13 protein-coding genes are annotated in these 16,987 nt (G+C 69.2%); 1 reads left to right on the plus strand and 12 read right to left on the minus strand.

The annotated features are described in order from the left end of the window. Window positions 1-31: 31 nt before the first annotated feature. The 3 genes from AAGI91_03750 to AAGI91_03760 form a co-directional block, all read right to left on the minus strand. Window positions 32-3,037, minus strand: a complete 3,006-nt coding sequence (locus AAGI91_03750; protein MEM1041722.1) for a binary toxin-like calcium binding domain-containing protein — start codon at window positions 3,035-3,037, stop codon at window positions 32-34. 70 nt (window positions 3,038-3,107) lie between these two features. Continuing rightward, window positions 3,108-5,879, minus strand: coding sequence for a serine/threonine-protein kinase (locus AAGI91_03755; protein ID MEM1041723.1), 2,772 nt, complete (start codon window positions 5,877-5,879; stop codon window positions 3,108-3,110). Between the two features lie 63 nt (window positions 5,880-5,942). Beyond that, a complete protein-coding gene (locus AAGI91_03760) occupies window positions 5,943-6,515 on the minus strand; it encodes a sigma-70 family RNA polymerase sigma factor (GenBank protein MEM1041724.1) in 573 nt (190 codons plus the stop codon). A 150-nt stretch (window positions 6,516-6,665) separates the two neighbouring features. On the opposite strand from AAGI91_03760, the gene AAGI91_03765 reads away from it, so the two are divergent. Continuing rightward, a complete protein-coding gene (locus AAGI91_03765) occupies window positions 6,666-7,694 on the plus strand; it encodes an Ig-like domain-containing protein (GenBank protein ID MEM1041725.1) in 1,029 nt (342 codons plus the stop codon). Between the two features lie 61 nt (window positions 7,695-7,755). On the opposite strand, the gene AAGI91_03770 is transcribed toward AAGI91_03765, so the two are convergent. From AAGI91_03770 to gap, 9 genes are all read right to left on the minus strand, one after another. Then, on the minus strand, window positions 7,756-8,526 hold the full coding sequence (locus AAGI91_03770) for a TIGR04283 family arsenosugar biosynthesis glycosyltransferase (protein MEM1041726.1): 771 nt from the start codon (window positions 8,524-8,526) through the stop codon (window positions 7,756-7,758). Next, window positions 8,523-9,413: an arginine deiminase-related protein gene (locus AAGI91_03775; GenBank protein ID MEM1041727.1), complete on the minus strand. Its 891-nt coding sequence runs from the start codon at window positions 9,411-9,413 to the stop codon at window positions 8,523-8,525. Before AAGI91_03775 ends, AAGI91_03770 begins: the two co-directional genes overlap by 4 nt. Before the next feature lie 125 nt (window positions 9,414-9,538). Continuing rightward, on the minus strand, window positions 9,539-10,507 hold the full coding sequence (locus AAGI91_03780; GenBank protein ID MEM1041728.1) for a hypothetical protein: 969 nt from the start codon (window positions 10,505-10,507) through the stop codon (window positions 9,539-9,541). Between the two features lie 166 nt (window positions 10,508-10,673). Next, complete coding sequence (locus tag AAGI91_03785; protein ID MEM1041729.1) at window positions 10,674-11,561, minus strand: ABC transporter permease subunit; 888 nt, start codon at window positions 11,559-11,561, stop codon at window positions 10,674-10,676. A 56-nt stretch (window positions 11,562-11,617) separates the two neighbouring features. Beyond that, window positions 11,618-12,601 (minus strand): ABC transporter ATP-binding protein, encoded by a 984-nt coding sequence (locus AAGI91_03790; GenBank protein ID MEM1041730.1) that lies wholly within the window; start codon window positions 12,599-12,601, stop codon window positions 11,618-11,620. A 132-nt stretch (window positions 12,602-12,733) separates the two neighbouring features. Further along, the gene (locus AAGI91_03795) at window positions 12,734-13,225 is read right to left on the minus strand and encodes a DUF892 family protein (GenBank protein MEM1041731.1); all 492 of its coding nucleotides are present in this window, start codon (window positions 13,223-13,225) and stop codon (window positions 12,734-12,736) included. 70 nt (window positions 13,226-13,295) lie between these two features. Beyond that, on the minus strand, window positions 13,296-14,267 hold the full coding sequence (locus AAGI91_03800; GenBank protein ID MEM1041732.1) for a mechanosensitive ion channel family protein: 972 nt from the start codon (window positions 14,265-14,267) through the stop codon (window positions 13,296-13,298). 320 nt (window positions 14,268-14,587) lie between these two features. Further along, a complete protein-coding gene (locus AAGI91_03805; GenBank protein ID MEM1041733.1) occupies window positions 14,588-15,781 on the minus strand; it encodes a phosphoglycerate kinase in 1,194 nt (397 codons plus the stop codon). A 77-nt stretch (window positions 15,782-15,858) separates the two neighbouring features. After that, the gene (gene gap, locus AAGI91_03810; protein ID MEM1041734.1) at window positions 15,859-16,872 is read right to left on the minus strand and encodes a type I glyceraldehyde-3-phosphate dehydrogenase; all 1,014 of its coding nucleotides are present in this window, start codon (window positions 16,870-16,872) and stop codon (window positions 15,859-15,861) included. Window positions 16,873-16,987 lie beyond the last annotated feature (115 nt).

The raw sequence follows: 16,987 nt of genomic DNA on the forward strand, positions 1-16,987 counted from the left end.
CGCCCCCGCGCCAAACCTGAGCTAGCTAGCCTCAGGGAACCAGCGTCATTCGGCGCGTCTCGGCTCGGTCGCCGACGAGGAGGCGGACGACGTAGACCCCTGCCGCGAGGCCGCGCCCGTCGAACCGGACCGTGTGGGCACCCGCTGCCTGCGGCGCGTCCACGAGCGTTGCCACCCGGCGGCCGAGCACGTCGAAGACCGTGAGCGAGACGTCGCCCGCTTGGCCGAGCGAGTAGGCGAGCGTGGCCTGGTCGCGGAACGGGTTGGGGTAGGCGGAGTCGAGGCTGAAGGTGACGGGGGCAGTGCTGGGCTCGGAGTCCTCGTTGGCGACGGGAACCGGGGCAGGGAAGCCGCCGCCCGAGGTAGTCAGCGCAGCGCGGCCGGACGTGCCGACGACGAGGCTCCGGTTGGCGTCGAAGGCTGCGACGGCCCGGAAGCTGACGCCGTTGGCGCTTTCGCCGGTCCACGTCTCGCCGCCGTCTTCGGTGCGGAAGACGCCGCCGTTCCCCGCGACGTAGCCGAAGTTCGGCGTGAGGAAGTCAACGGACCGGGGCGAGGTTGCGTTCGAGGGGAGGTCGAGAATCTCCCACGAGTCAGCATTGCCGTTCTGGCGGGACCGGAGCACACGGCGCGGGGTGCCCAGGTTCTGCGCGATGTACCAGGTGTCGTCCCCGGCGTAGGTCACGTCCGTCACGGTGGTGGCGACGAACACGTTCTCCCACGTTTGCCCGCCGTCGGTCGTGCGCCAGGTCCGTCCGGTGCCGCCACTGCCGTTGCCCTCGTCGAGGACGATGCCGGTCTGGGCATCGCGGAAAGCGACGCTGATGCGGTTGAAGACAGGACCCGGATTCGTAGGAACGCTCACCCACGTCAGGCCGTCGTCCGTCGAAGTCATGATGCGGTCCTCGCCGGTGGCGTACCACGTGTCGCCGCCGCCGTGGTCCACGCTGAGCATGGTGCGGGAGGTGCCGGTGTCGGAGAAGGTCCACGTCAGGCCGTCGTCGGTCGAGCGAAGTGTCGTGCCTGTCTTGCCGTTGCCGCCGACGGCGATGAGCGTCCCGGTATTGGGCCGTCGGGCGATGTCCCACAGCACGGCGTTCAGCCCGTCGACCTCGACCGTCGTCCACGTCCGCCCCCCGTCGGTCGAGCGGATGATCGACTCCGTGCCGGTGGCGATGACGGTGCGCTCGTCGATGAATACGGCACCGTACAGCCCATTCACGCCGAGGTCGGTCGCTTTCGGGACCCAGAAGTACTCGGCCGTAGCCTCGCTGCCGCAGTAGGTCTCGACCGGCGTGTCGAGGTCGCTGTCGGGGAAGAGAATGACGTCGAAGCCCGACGCGGCGGGGTTGTCGCGGAAGTCGCGGAAGTCTGCTTCTTCACACGTCGGTGCCGGGCGGATCGGGAGGCCGAGCGGCTCGGTGGTCCGGCGGCTGGCACCGCTGAGGTCGGTGAAGACGACGTACGACGACGCGGCTCCGGCGGGGACGAGGAAGGGGTCGGCATCGGAGCCCTCGGTGGTCCAGACCGTGCCGTCGTCCGACAGCGTCATCGGGACGACGACCTGGGTGCCGCCGTACTGGGTGACGTGGGCCTCGGCGGAGACGACGGGCAGGTTGCCTTTAGCGATGGCGACTGCCCGGACGCCGAGCAGGTCCTCGGAGAGCGAGGTCGCCGCGATGATCGGGCCGGCGTTTTCGGGATCGGGGCTTGCCATCTGGAGCGTAGCCTGCGTCGGCATGACGACATTGAGCAGGTTGTCGGGCTGTCCGGCCGCGTTCCACGCCGCCTCGATCGGGCCGAAGGGACCGTCTCCCCCGTACTGCTCGGTCAGCAGCCAGGCGTCGGGGTAGGCGCGGCCCTCGATGACGAGCGCGTCGCCTGCCGCGTCGATGTCGAGCGCGTCGCCCTCGGTCCCGACGCCGTTGTAGTCGAGAAAGAGCAGCACGTCGCGGAGCGTATTCTCCGGGCTGGCGGAGGGCGAGCCGGTGTAGACGCGGAACTCGTAGGGGCTGCCCAGGACGCCGAAGGGAATGACGGCCTCCGGGTCGTTGGTGTAGCCGAAGTCCACGAGCAGGCGGAGCGTACGCGGCAGAATCTGGCTCTGGAAGTCCGACCACGGGCACGTCTCCTGGCCCTGCGCGCCGCACCCCCACTGGCTCGTCTCGAACGACCACCGCCGGATGTCGGCGATGATTTCGACGACCTCGATCCGCACCGGGGCTCCGGTCTGGAGCGCACGCAGCCGGTCGAAGGTGAGCGTGATCCCGAGCGACTCCCCGTTGACGGTCGGCACCACGGGAGGACTCACCGCGCCGGGGTCGAGCGTCTCGATCACGTCGTCGGGAAAGATCGTCTGGATGAGGTCGTCGCCGATGAAGACATTGAAGGTCGGGCGGATGTTGCGGGCGGCGGCCCCGCCGGAGTTGCGCACCGCGACCGAGAGGAACAGAATCCCCGCGTCGCCCAGCGAAGTCTGCGTCGCCGTCTCCCAGTTCAGCTCCTTGCCGGAGGTCTGCTCGCCCGAGTACGACACCGTCGCCGAGAACGACGCCGTCGCCTCGACGCTGCCCGTCACGCCGCCGGGAAAGCTCGACTCGACGCCCGCCGTGACGGAGGTCGAGACTGTGGCCTCGGCTCCGTAGGCAATCGTCTCGCTCTCCGAGAGGGTCGTCCCGTTGGAGTCGGTGATGGTGGAGGTCGAGGTGAACGAGTAGCTGCCGAGGGCGACCTCGATCACCGGGTAGGCGGCCACAAGCGGGCTGTTGTACGGACGCGGCACGGCGCTGTCCATGTTGACGCCGCTCGCCTCCTGACCGTCGCTGTACGGGTCGCCGTCGCTCGACCACGAGGCCGGGTCGGTGACGAAGCACGGATTGTCGACGCCCGGCGTGCAGGCTTCAAACACGTCGGGGCCGGCGTTCCAGCGGTAGCCGGTTTCTTCGAGCGTGGAGGGCACGCCGTCGCCGTCGGAGTCCTGGGCGACGGCCGGCAGCGTGAGCGTGAACAGGGCGAGGAGGGTAGCGATGCGGGTCATGGTGCTGGAGGTTGAACGGATACTCTATCCCCTCACGCAGCACCTCGGCCCCAAACCGATCATCGCACGGTCAACTTTCTTGCCTGGCCGCGCGGACGGCGGCGAGCCGGTCGTTGGCTTGCGCGGTGAGCGACCCGCCTGCCCCGGCCTCGCGCAGCCGGGCGAGGCTCTCGGTCAGCACGCGCTCGGCCTCATCGAACCGCTCCAGCGCAGCCAGGGCATCGCTCAGCCGCCGCTCCGATTGCGCCGTAAGCCGGTGCCCCGGCGGCAGCCCGTCGCGGCGCACGGCGACCGCCTCGCGGAGCAGGGTGACGGCCTCGCCGTGCGCCGCGCGCTGGGTCAGAAACGTACCCAGGCTCGTCAGCGGAAACCCGAAATCGGTGCTGCCGGCGGGGAGGGCGGCCCGGAGCGTGGCGAGCGACTCGCGGTAGAGCGCCTCGGCCTCGGCGTCGCGGCCCTGCGTCTCGCGCAGTTCGGCGAGGTTGTGGAGTGCCGGGGCGAGAAGTGCGGGCTCGGGCCGGTCGCTCCGTCGGTAGATGGCGAGCGCTTCCTCCTGCGCGGCTCCGGCCGCGCCGAGGTCGCCGCGCGCGTCGTGGAGCCGGGCGAGGCTGTTAAGCAGGTTTGCGACGCGCGGATGGTCCGGCCCGAGGCGGTCGCGGCGGATCGTCAGGGCACGCTCGTAGAGAGCGAGGGCTTCGTCGTAGGCTTCCTGGTCGCGCAGGGCCGAGGCCAGGTTGCGCATCACGGTCGCCGTCTCGGGGTGATCGCTGCCATAGACCCGCTGCGTGACGGCGAGCGCCTGACGGTACGCGCTCACGGCGGCCTCGATGTCACCTCGCTCGCGCCGGATGACGCCGAGGTTGACGAGCGTCGTTGCCACGAACGGGTGGTCGTCGCCGTAGACCTGCTGCTCGATCACCAGCGCTTCGACGGTAAAGGCCTCGGCCTCGTCCAGACGGCCGACGCGCTCCAGCAGTTCGCCGAGGGTACCCAGCGTCAGAGCCAGGTCTTCGGAGGAGTCGGGGAGCACCTGGCGCTGGACGGCTAGGGCCTCGCGCAGATGAGTTTCGGCATCGTCGTACGCGCCCCGCGCCTGTGCAACTTCCCCAAGATCGCGCAGCGTCTTGGCGGTCTCGGGATGGACGCGGCCGAGGGTCGCCTCATGAAGCCGGAGCGCCTCCTCGGTAACCTCCTGTGCTTCCTCGGTGCGGTCGAGGCGGCGGAGCGCCGTGCCGTGCCGGCGGAGCGACAGGGCGAGCGCGCCGCCGTCGCCGGCCGGCCGCCGGAGCGCGACGGCGCGGCGAAGCAGCGGCTCCGCCTGCGCCGGGTCGCCGAGGTTGAGGTAGATCTCGCCGAGCGTCCCGAGGAGGTCGGCCTGCGTAGCCGGCTGCCCGCCGAGCGCGTCGATGCGTGCGACGCCCGAGGCGAGGAGGTCGCGCACGGAGAGCGTGTCGCCCAGCGTCTGGAGCGGGTCCGACGCTTCGAAGAGATCGGTCAGGAAGGCGGCGATCTCGGTGGCCTTGCCAGCCTCTCGCTCGGCCCGGTCGCGGGCATCGGCGAGGCGCGCTGTGTACACCCCGACGACCGCCGCCAGTAGGACGATCACCCCGGCTGCCGTCAGCACGCCCGTGCGGTGGCGCGAGGCGAACTTGCGCACGCGGTAGCCGACGGTCGCCCGCCGCGCCCGGATCGGCTCGCCCTGCCGGTGGCGGCGCACGTCCTCGATGAACGCCTCGACGGACGAGTAGCGCCGCTCGGGATCTTTTTCCAGCGCCTTGAGGATGACCGTGTCGAGGTCGCCCGCGAGGCGGCGGCGCAGGCGGTCCGGGGTCGCGCTGCGCGCGTGAGCGACGCCCTCCGGCGTCACGGCCCGGCCGCTCTTCGTGGCCTCGGGCGGCAGCGTCTGGGCGATAGCCAGGCTCGGGGCGACGGGGTCCTCTTCGAGGATCGACCGCTCGAACTGCTTGGTGCGGTTCCGGCCCAGCGCGTGCGGACGGCGGCCGGTGAGGAGTTCGTAGAGCAGCACGCCGAGCGCGTACACGTCGGCGGCGGTCGTGACGGCCTCGCCCCGGATCTGCTCGGGCGCGGCATACTCCAGCGTCATCGGCCGGAGCCCGGTCCAGGTCAGGTCGCTGTCCTGCTCCACGTCGAGCAGGCGGGCGATGCCGAAGTCGAGCAGCTTGACCTGCGGGACTCCCCCCGCGTCTTCGGCGACGAGGATATTCGATGGCTTGAGGTCGCGGTGGACGACGAGCGACCGGTGCGCGAACGCGACCGCCGCGCACGCCTGCTCGAAGAGCGCGAGCCGCGCCTCGACCCCGAGCGCGCGCGCGTCGCAGTACGCCGTGACCGGCTCGCCGCGCACAAACTCCATCGCGAAGTAGGGCCGCCCGTCGCCCGCCACGCCGCCGTCGAGGAGGCGGGCGATGTGGGGATGCTCCAGCCGGGCGAGGATCTGGCGCTCCTGCTCGAAGCGCCGGAGGATGGCCTCGGAGTCCATCCCGCGCTTGACGATCTTCAGCGCCACCGTCTGCTCGAAGGCTCCGTCGGCGCGCTCGGCGCGGTAGACGGCCCCCATGCCGCCGCGCCCGACCTCCTCGGCGATGCGGTACGGCCCGACCGCCTCGCCCTCCATCGAGAGCAGCCCCGGCAGGTCGACGGCGTCAGCGGCGAAGCCTTCGAAGAGGGTGTGGACCTCGACGTCGAGGAGGGAGGCGACCTCGCGGTAGAGCGCGGCGTCGCCGCGGCAGGCACGGCGGAGAAAGGGTTCGCGCTCCGCCGGTTCGCGGTCGAGGGCGGCTTCGAAGAGGGTCTGAATCGAGGTCCAGCGGGCGGCGTCCATCGGCAGAGCACGGGTGCAAGGCGGGTCGTCAGACCGATACGCAGGAAATCTCGCTGCGACCGCTCAGTCCGGTAGGTCGTCGGCTAGTTCGCGGCTGAGCCAGGCTTTGGCGAAGGTCCAGTCGCGCCGCACGGTCGGGACGGAAATGCCGAGCACCTCGGCGATTTCTTCCTGCGTCAGGCCGCCGAAGAAGCGGTACTCGACGACCTTGCCCTGGCGCTCGCTCATCGCCGAGAGCCGTTCGAGCGCCGTGTCGAGCGCGATCAGGTCCTCCGCCTTCGTCTCGCGTGCCGGGCTGCCCATGCCCTCCTCGAACGTGGCGAGGGCTTCGCCGCCGCCGCGCTTCTCGGCGTTGCGCTTGTGGGCGTAGTTGACGAGGATGCGCCGCATCGCGGTCGAGGCAATGGCGAAGAAGTGGGCGCGGTTCTGCCAGGTGACGCGGTCCTGCTTGACGAGCTTGAGGTAGGCCTCGTGGACGAGCGCGGTCGTGTTGAGCGTGTGGTCGGCGCGCTCGCGGCGGAGCTGGCCGTGCGCCATCGCCTGCAGCTCGTCGTAGATGCGCGGCAAGATCGCGTTGACGGCGTTCTCGTCGCCGCCGCTGAGGTCCGCGAGCAGTTCGGTGATGTCGTGCTCCATCTAGGCATAGATCGGATACCAGGAAAACTACGGGCGCTAGCCGAAGAAAAAGGCGTGCCATGATCGGTCGGCGGCCGGAATGCTGCGTGAGGGGGTGAAGGCCAGCGCATCGGCCCCCGACTTTGACCTCCAACACAACGGACGAAACCCATGCAGACTCTCACGACCTTCCCGATTACGCGCTGGCTCGCTGCGCTTGTGCTCGCCCTCAGCCTCGCCGCCTGCGACAGCGGCGACAGCGGCGACGGCGGTGGCGGCGGTGATGCCGACACCACGGCCCCGGTTCTCCTCTCGGCCGACTCAGACGACGGCGTGACGATCACGGCGACGTTCGACGAAGCCCTCGACCCCACCTCCGTCACATCGGCGGCTTTCACCGTCACACCCGGCGCTGCGGTGGCCTCGGCAAGCGGCACCGGCACCCAGGTCACGATTGTGCTCGCCAGCGAACTCAGCGATGACGAGCGCGTCACCTACACCGTCACGGCGAACGGCGTCCGCGATGCAGCCGGCAACGTCGCCAACGGCACCTCGGCGGCCTTTCCCTTCGGCGGCAGCTCCGGCAGCGCGAGCCAGGAACTTGGCGCGGCCTACCCCAACGCGGGCGACAGCCGCATCAACTTCTTCAACACCGACGGCGACCGCTTCCTCCTCTTCAACCCCGTGACGGGAGCCGTCTCCGACGCCGACGACCTGAACGACGTAGAGGACGGCAACCTCCCGCTCGGCGACGTTGGGGCCGCGGCCAGCGTCTTCGGTGACGACGAAACGTACTTCTTCGCTCTCGACGGCGATACCTACACCACCTACGAGCGCGACAAGGCCGCCTTCGACACCGAATCCTCGTTCGAAGACGAGTTCGACGACTTCGGCTACGACCTCAGCGGCATCGGCGCGGCCTACGGCTCCGACGGCGAGAGCGTCATCCTCTTCAACCGCAACGGGACGGAGTGGCAAGAGTGGTTCACCGGCTCCGACGGCTTCTCGAACGTGTTCGACTTTCCGGCTGACTTCGGGAACGGCTCTGCCCCCATCTCGTCGGTGGGTGCCGCCTTCTTCCAGGAAGAGAGCGGCGACGTCTACCTCATCAACCGCCAGGGCACGATGTACACCATCTTTACGGGCAGCGGCTTCACCGCAGCCTTCCCAATCAGCGAACTGGGCGACTTCGAGTTCTAGGTCCGTTCGAGTTCTAGGTTCGGCTGACTTCCTCCGAGTCGCCGGTGCGGCGGGGGCAGGCTTATGTAGAGTCTGTCCCCGCCGTTTGCTTGTGGGTCGGGTAGAACCGCGCCACGCGCTCCGGGTCCACGCCGAGGCACCACGCGCCCCAGAGTGCCCAGTTGCGAAGCTGCTGCCGGAGCGCTCCGACGGCCTCGAACCGACGGGCGCTCGTCACGACAGCCTCGGGCAGGAACGCGAACCGGCCCCGCCGCCGGAGCGACCGGACGAGGTCGAGTTCCTCGAAGATGGGCTGGTCCGGGAAGCCGCCGACGGCGTCGAAGTCGGTGCGGCGAACGAAGAGGGCGCGGTCCCCGAAGGCCCAGCGGTGCCAGTGCATCCAGGCCGGGCGCGACCAGAGCCAGAGCCAGAACCCGCCCCGGTCGAAGCGCAGCCGGAAGCAGCCTGCGGTGCTGCCGCCGTGCAGCGCCTCGCGAACGCAGTCCAGCGCGCCGTCGGGGAGCTGGGTGTCGGCGTGGAGAAAGAGGAGCGCGTCGCCCGTGGCCATCGCCGCGCCAGCGTTCATCTGCCGGGCCCGTCCTCGCGGTGCGCACACGACGGTCACGCCTGCCCGGCCTGCGATCTGCCGCGTCGCGTCGCCCGAGCCGCCGTCCGCGACGATGATCTCCTTCGGCCCCGGCTGCCCGAGCGCGCTCGCCAGCGTCGCCGGAAGCGTCTCTTCCTCGTCGAGCGCTGGGATGATGATCGAAACGACGAGCGACGCGTGACGGGTGGCGAGTTCGTCTCGGCACCCCTTCGTCGCTCGTCGTTCGTCGCTCGTCGCTGGGCTCACCAGAACATCAGCTTCATGCAGAAGACCGAGCCGCCGGCCTTGAGGAACTCGCCGGTGTCTACCTCGATGACCTCGTAGCCGGCCTCGCGCAGCTTCTCGTTCGTCCCGGCGCAGCCGCGCTGGACGATCACATGCCGGCCGTCGGGCGAGTGGGCGTTGCAGGCGAAGAGGCGGCGGGCCTCGTCCTCCGGGGCCTCGATCACGCGCGCGAAGTAGTGACGGACTAGGGCGAGGCCGTCGTCGTCGAACGCGCCGGGATAGACGAGCGCCGTGTGCTCGTCGAGCGGGCAGAGGCAGGTGTCGAGGTGGTAGAAGTCGGGGTCGGTCAGGCGGAGCGCGGCGATCGGGAAGCCGAGGGCGCTCGAGAGGCGCTCGTAGACCTCGGCGTCGGTGCGGTAGCCGTAGCCGCCCCAGAGGAGGTAGCGGCCGGGGTGCCAGAGCGCGTCGCCCATGCCCTCGAAGTCGCCCGGCAGGTCGGCGTCGAGGCTGTGGACCTCGTAGTCTTCCTCTCGGAAGAACCCGGCGTAGTGCGCCACCTCGGGCTTGCGCTGGGCCGCGTGCATCCGGCTGAGGACGACGCCGCGCTCGCCGCCGGGGGTCTGGTAGGGGAGCGTCTGGTTGGCGCAGAAGACCATGTCCGGTAGGTCCGCTGCGCCCTCCACCGTACTCACCTCGACGCCGAGGCCGCCGTAGGCGTCGCGCAGCGCTCCCCACTCGCGCCGCGCCTGGCCGGCATTGACCGAGCCGACGTTGCCCGCCATGTGGGGGTTGATGACGTAGTCGACGCGGAAGTGCGCAGGCGTGGTCAGCAGGACGCGGTTGGGGCGCGGGATGGCGGGCAGCGCGTCCAGCGCGGGGAGGGCGTCGGTGACGTGCGTGTGGACCATGCGTGTGCGGCGAGAGAGACGGCGCGGAATCTACGCACGCGGCACGCGCCGCCGGGGCGTCCAACGAAAAACCCCTACCGACCGGAGCCGGCAGGGGCGTGGACAACGCCAGGAGCCTTGCCGAGTCACGCGTCGCCCTGGCTGCGCATCGAGCGCAGGGCCGCGTCCGTCAGAAACACGTCGACCTCGACGCCACCGCGCACCTCGCGCACCTTCACCCGGTCGAGGGCGTCGAGCATCGCATCGTCCGCCTTGACCGACATCTTCATCGTCGCCACCGTGCCGCGCACGAGGTCGGCCACGTCGGCGGCGTCGGTGCCGGCCCGCGTCATGCCGGTAGCCTTGAGGCCGACGCCGTCGCGCTCGAACCCGACCGACAGCACGAGGTCGTCCATCATGCGCCCGGTTTGGCCGAAGGGGTTGGTGTCGTCGCTCGACGGCTCGAAGCCGCGCACAGCGATCCACATGTCGTCGGGAAAGCCGGCCCGCCCGATGAGGGCCATCATCTCGGCATCGCTGCTGAGCCCGGGCGTGCCGGACTGGATGCGGTCGAGCATGTCGCGGACGCCCGCCGAGGCCGAGGCCACGATCATGTCGTCGTTGACGAGCGCGAAGGCCAGGCCCCCGTCCTCGCTCTCCAGCGACGTGTAGACCGGCACGCCGGCATAGGTGGAGCGCTCCAGGTCGAGGTCGGGCTGGTCGTCGATGTAGGCGTCGAGGCGGGCTCGGTCGTAGTCGGCGTAGGCGACAAAGTAGGGAGCGTCGCCCCGGCCGGGGTCGGTGGCAGCGCCGAAGTAGACGCGGTGCAAGTTCTCCTCCGGGTTGAAGCCCGTGGCGGCGATGAAGTCGTCGAACCGGGCTCCGAGTTCCCCCTGGAGGCGGTCGAGGGATAGCTCGCCGCCCGAGACGAGGTCGAAGGCGTCCGAGCCACGCGCCTCGTCGAGGTTCATCATCCCGACGGTCTCGACCCCTGCCGGGAGCACGTCGAGCGCGTTGCGGGTCTGGAGCGCGAGGTCGTCGCCGGGGGCCTGCACGTTCTCGCAGCCGGCAGCGAGAAGCGCAAAGGCAAAGAGGGAGAGGAGGGAGCGTCGCATGGAATGGCTGGGTTGGAGGGTACAGCCTCGTTGTTCGCGTCGCCGGACGGCAAAGTTGCGGCGGTGGGGAAAAGAGCGAAAGCGAGGAAGAGCGAAAGCGAGGAAGAATAGCTCCGTGGTGCATGCTGGAGTGCATCCGCTCTTTCTCTCCTCCGCTCGTCCGCTCCTAAAAGTCCTTCCGGCGGAAGAGGGCGAAGGCCCCGGCGTAGCAGGCCGCGCCGAAGAGCACCGACGAGGTCAGCGGCCACCACGACCCGACCGGCTCGCCGCCGGCGAGGCTCCACGTCATCGCCGTGCCGCCGGGGAACTTCGGGAAGACGTGGTAGAGCCCGACGTAGACCTCGCGCCACGGCTGCCGAAGCTGCGTCATGGCCTCTGGGTTCGTCGCGGCCGTCAGGACGAGCGAGGCCACGATCACCCCGAGCGCCACGATGAGCGCGAGGGCGTTGCTCTCGGTCCACACGCTGACAAAGGCCACGACGCCGTAGAGCACGGCGAAGAACGCGAGCACGGTCCCGACCCCGAGCAGGAAGCCGCCGTTCCAGATCCCGCTCTTGAGCGACATCACGAGCCACACCGCGCCGAGGACGTAGACCACGAGCACCGCCACGACGGCCAGCACGCCCGCCAGGCGCCCCCCGAGGAGCGTCGTCCGCGAGACCGGTTTCGAGAGCAGGAGGTCCACTTGCCCGCGCTCCATGAGCGACGTCACGAGCGAGCCCGTGGCGAAGAGCCCGAGCAGGAGCACGACCCAGAACGTGATCCCCGAGACCACCTGCCCGACCGTCACCACGATCTTCTCGAGCGGGTTCTCGCCGAACGGAAGGTTCTGCACGGTCTCCACCTCGCCCGTCTCGGGGTTCTGGACCTGCACCTCTTCCTCGAGCGGAGCCTCCTGCCCGAAAATCCTCAGCCCGGCGAGGGTGCCGTCCACGATGTCGAGGTTGAGCGCGAACGTCAGCATCAGCCACACGAACGTCGCCACGCCGAACAGGCCGACGATGATGAATTTGGACCGCAGCTCGCGGAGGGTCAGCAGGACGATGCCGAGCATAAGGGCTGGAGGATAGGAGATGGAGAGTGGAGGACGGAGTGGCAATCATCCATCGTCTACCCTCCATCCTCGCTGTGCTCAGGCGGAGCGGTTTCAGCAGCCCCAGCGGAGGGTGCTACTACTTCGACGAAGAAGTCCTCCAGGCTCTGCCGGAGCGGCTGCACGGATTCGATCTCGACGGATGCCGCCCGGAGCGCGTCGAGAGCCGCGTTGAGGGCCGTCCGGTCCTGCACTCCGAGCCGGTAGCGGACGAGGTCGCTCTCGGCGGTCCCGGTCGCCGGCGCTGAGCTAAAGAGCGCGCGGAGGTCAGGGCCGAGCGTGCCGGGGAGCGGCGTGCAGCGGAGTTCGTAGGTCCGGTCCTGCGCCGTCAGCTCGTCCACCGAGCCGATCCGGGCGAGCGCGCCGTGCTTCAGGATCGCCACGCGGGTGCAGACCTGCTCGACCTCGCTCAGGAGGTGCGAGTTGAGAAAGATGGTCGTGCCGCCCGCGCTGATCTCCAGGAGGAGGTCGCGGATCTCGCGGCGGCCGACCGGGTCCACGCCGTCGGTCGGCTCGTCGAGGAAGACGAGGTCGGGGCTGTTCATGAGGGCCTGGGCGAGGCCGAGGCGCTGCATCATGCCCTTCGAGAAGGTGCGGACGCGCGTGTCGGCCCGCTTCGCCATGCGGACCCGCTCCAGCAGGGCTGGGATGCGCCGCGCCCGGTCGGTCTCCGCGACCCCGGCCACGCGGGCGTAGTGGTCGAGCGTCTGCGCGGCGGTGAGGTAGGGCGGGAAGCGGTGGCTCTCGGGCAGAAAGCCGACGGCCTGCCGCGCCTCGGGCGAGAGGATGTCGCGCCCGAAGAGCCGCCCCTCGCCGCCCGACGGCCGGACGATCCCGAGCAGCAGCTTGACGAGTGTCGTCTTGCCCGCCCCGTTCGGACCGAGGAGGCCGAAAATCTCGCCGCGCTCCACGGTCAGGTCGAGCGGCTGCAGCGCCTCGACGCCCGCACCGAACAGGCTGCGGTACGTCTTGTGGAGGCCGAGCGTGGAGAGGGCGGACATGGGCCGGAAGACAGCGGGCAGTGGACAGAAGACGGGCAAGCGGTGCCGAGGTTACGCCGCCGCGCCGCAAACCAGCAAGGCGGAGGCGCGGCTTGCCGCACCCCCGCCTGCGAGACTCTGCTGCCGAGCCGGTCAGGCCTCGGCCTTCGGGTTGATCGTGTTCGCCGCGAGGTCGGTCAGCGTCCGGTCGGCGTCGTAGGTCTGGTCGAGCACCTCCTGAAAGAAGCTCGCGTCGTCGCCGAGCTCTTGCGCGTAGGTGTTGACCGTCCCGAAGCCCGCCAGCTCGTAGTGGAGCATGCGCTGGGCGTGCGTGATGATGCCCGCGTCGAGCACGGCCCCGGGGGCGTCGTCGTGCTCGCCGACCATGTCCTTGGCCTCTTTGATGAGGCCCTCCATGCCCTTGCACTTGTGGCCAGTCGCCTTCGCGCCGTGCTTCTCGACGATGGCCTTGATCTGCTGCTGGCGCTGCTGCGCCGCCTGGTGGTGATGGCGAATAGCCGTCTTAAGCGTCTCGTTCGTGGCCGCGTCAATGATGGCTGGAGCGACGGCCTCGACCTGGCTCTCGGCGCTGTGGAGGTCGCGGAGCTGCTCGATGTAGAGGTCCTTCAGGGTGTTGATGTCCATCGGAAGAAGAGGTGAGATGAGAGAAACGAGAGAGGAGGGAAGCATATGGGTAGCCCCCGCCCCGCGTTCCTCACGCTTCGTCTTCCGCCACCCCGTCGGTCACGTCCGGAGCCGCCTGCTTGAACGAGCGGGCCGGAAGCTCGGTCTCGTTGCGGACGTAGACCGTCCGGCGCGGGAACGGAATCTCGATGCCCTGCTCGTCGAAGCGCCGCTTGATGAGGGCGCGGAGGGCGCGCTCCGCCGGGAACTGCTCGCCGGGGATGACCTGCACGATGATCCGCGCCTCCACCGACGAATCGCCGAGACTGGTCACCGCCTGCACGGTCGGCGCTTCTTCGAGCATGATCTCCTTGTTGCCCTCCTTCGCCGCCCACTCCTGCGCGACCTCGTTGAGGGCGTCCAGGATTTCGTCCAGGTCTTGCTCGTACGACACCCCGACCGGCACCACCACGCGGGCGAACCCGACGCTCTTGTTGCCGAACGCCCGGAGGTCGCCCGCTGGGATCATCACGAGCTCGCCGTCGAACTTGCGGATCTTGACGAGCCGCAGGCTGATCGCCTCGACGGTCCCGGTCGTCGGGCCGACCACGACGAGGTCGCCGACGTGGATGATGTCGTCGAACAGGAGGAAGACGCCGGAGATGACGTCCTTGACCAGCGTCTGCGCGCCGAAGCCAATCGCGAGGCCCGCGATGCCCGCCCCGGCCAGGAGTGGCCCGATGTCGAGGCCGATCTCGGAGAGGACCGTGATCGACGCCATCGTCCAGACGACGTAGCGCGTCGCCGACATGATGAGGTTCGAGACCGTGAAGGCTCGCTGCCGGCGCGGGTCAATCGCCGGGAGGTCCTCGGTCTCTTTGCGCCAGCGCAGCATCAGCTTCCGCACCAGCCCAATGATGAACAGCGCGACCGCGAGGATGATCACGACACGGAGCGCGGTGACGCCGAGGGCGAGCCAGAACTCGGCTCCGGTCAGGTCTGCGAGGGTGAGCGCGTCTGACGCGTCAGCGTCCTCGGTGATGACAGTGGTGGTGTCTTGCATGGGGCTGCGTTCGGTGTCCGAAAGGGTAAGGTTCAGCGAATTACCTCTGAAAGACGGGACCTGAGTTCCTCTATGACTGGCGCTGGTTCTGAAACCAGGCCCTCTTCTTCGGCCCAATGAGCTTGGAGGAGGTCGTGTTCGACTTGCTTGAACCGCTTGTATAGCGTGAAAGGCAAGCCCTCCAGCGCTTCGACATTGAATTCGAGAATCAAAACTAGATCACCGAGCGAGCACGCCCCAGCTTCCTGTTGGGCAAGTGTATCTCGTAGGCGCTCGACGATGTCCGGGTTAGCCATTTTTGTGAATAGCAATGCCGGACTCTATCTATCCGATAGCGCGGCGATACCGGGGAGCTCGTCGCCCTCGATGAACTCCAGCATCGCGCCGCCGCCGGTCGAGACGTGGCTGACGGCGTCGGCGTAGCCGCCCTGCGTGACGGCCGCCACGGAGTCGCCGCCGCCGACGAGCGAGAGCGCGCCGTTGGCCTCGGTCGCCTCGACAATCGCCTCGGCCACGGCGTTTGTGCCGTCGGCGAAGTTCGACATCTCGAAGACGCCCATCGGGCCGTTCCAGAGGATCGTCTTCGCGCCCTTCAGAATGCTTCGGTACTGCGCCCGCGTGCTCGGCCCGATGTCGAGCGCCATCCCGTCGCGGATCTCGCCGGTCACGACGCGCCGCGGGGCGTCGTTGTCGAAGGCGCCCGCGACGACGTGGTCAGCGGGGAGGACGATCTGGTCGCGCGCGCCGTCGTACATCGCGAACGCCTCGTCGAGCCGGTCGTCTTCGACCTTCGAGTCGCCGACATCGTGGCCGAGGGCTTTGAGGAACGTGTAGCTCATCGCCCCGCCGATCAGCAGGCGGTCGACGCTGCCAAGCAGCGCCCGGATCACGCCGATCTTGTCCGACACCTTCGCCCCGCCGAGGACGGCGACGAACGGCCGCTCGGGGTCGCCGAGCGCCGCGCCGAGCGCCTCGACCTCGCGCTGGAGCAGGGTGCCCATCGCCGACTGCCCGACGTGCTCCGTCACCCCGACCGTCGAGGCGTGCGCCCGGTGCGCTGCGCCAAAGGCGTCGTTGACATAGACCTCGCCGAGCGCGGCGAGCTGCTTCGCAAAGTCGGCGTCGTTGGCGGTCTCGCCCGCATGAAAGCGCGTGTTTTCGAGGAGCACCACCGACCCTCGCGACGCCTCCGCGATCACCCGCTCTGCCTCGTCGCCGACGGTCGATTCGGAGAACGCCACCGGCACGTCGATCAGGCCTGCGAGGTGGTCCGCGACGGGCCGGAGCGAGTAGGCCGGATCGGGCGCGCCCTTCGGCCGGCCGAGGTGGCTCATCAGGATCGCCGTGCCGCCGTCGCCGGTGATGGTGCGGATCGTCGGGAGCGCGGCGCGGATGCGCGTGTCGTCGGTGATCGTGACGGCGTCGCCGTCTCCATCGAGCGGGACGTTGAAGTCCACGCGGACGAGCACGCGCCGGCCCGCGAAGTCGAGGGCGTCGAGGGTGAGCTTTGCCATTGGGTGATTGGCTGATTGACTGATTGGGCGATTGACAGTCAATCAGCGAATCACCCAATCACCCAATCGGTGAATGATCAGCCTTTCATCAGCTTGCCGATGAGGTCGACGGTCCGGCTCGCGTAGCCCCACTCGTTGTCGTACCAGCCGACGACCTTCACCATCCGGCCGTGCGCCATCGTCGACGGCGCGTCGAAGATGCACGAGTGCGGGTTGTGGACGATGTCGGAGGAGACCAGCGGCGCGGTCGAGTACTCGAGGATGCCCTGGAGCGGCCCGGAGGCGGCCTTCTCGAACGCAGCGTTGATGGCGTCGGCCGAGGCGTCGGTCTTGAGGATCGCCGAGAGGTCGGTCAGGGAGCCGTCGGGGGTCGGGACGCGGACGGCGAAGCCGTCGAGCTTGCCCTTGAGCGACGGCAGGACGAGGCCGACGGCTTTGGCGGCACCGGTCGTCGTCGGGACCATGTTGATGGCGGCGGCGCGGGCGCGGCGGAGGTCCTTGTGCGGGGCGTCCTGGATGTTCTGGTCGGCCGTGTAGGCGTGGATCGTGGTCATGAAGCCCTGCTCGACGCCGAACGCGTCGTCGAGGACCTTCACCATCGGCGCGAGGCAGTTGGTGGTGCAGCTCGCGTTCGAGACGATCTCCTCGTCGCCGGCCAACTCGTCGTCGTTGACGCCGAGCACGACGGTCGCGTCGACCGCGCCCGAGGCCGGAGCGGAGATGACGACCTTCTTCGCGCCCCCCGCGAGGTGGAGCGCCGCCTTCTCGCGCGTGCGGAAGGCACCGGTCGACTCGACCACGACCTCGGCTCCGAGGTTGCCCCACGGGAGGGCCGACGGGTCGCGCTCGGAGAAGACCTGGAAGCGGTCGCCGTCGACGACGAGGTGGTTGCCGTCGACCTTGACCTCGCCGGGGTAGACGCCGTGGACCGAGTCGTACTTGAACAGGTGGGCCAGCGTCTCGGCGTCGGTCAGGTCGTTGACCGCGACGATGTCGTAGCTCAGGTGGCCGGCTTTGGAGCGTTCGAGGATGGAGCGAAAGACGAGACGGCCGATCCGGCCAAATCCGTTGATTCCGATCTTGGTCGCCATAAGGGGAGAGAGGGGCTTGGGTGAGCGAAGGCGGTGGGAGCCGCTTCGGAAATACGTGCCGAGGAACCTAGCATCGGGGTCTCCGGGAGGTAGTGAAAACACCGCAAAAAGGCCC

Source organism: Bacteroidota bacterium (assembly GCA_038746285.1).
Classification (GTDB): domain Bacteria; phylum Bacteroidota; class Rhodothermia; order Rhodothermales; family JANQRZ01; genus JANQRZ01.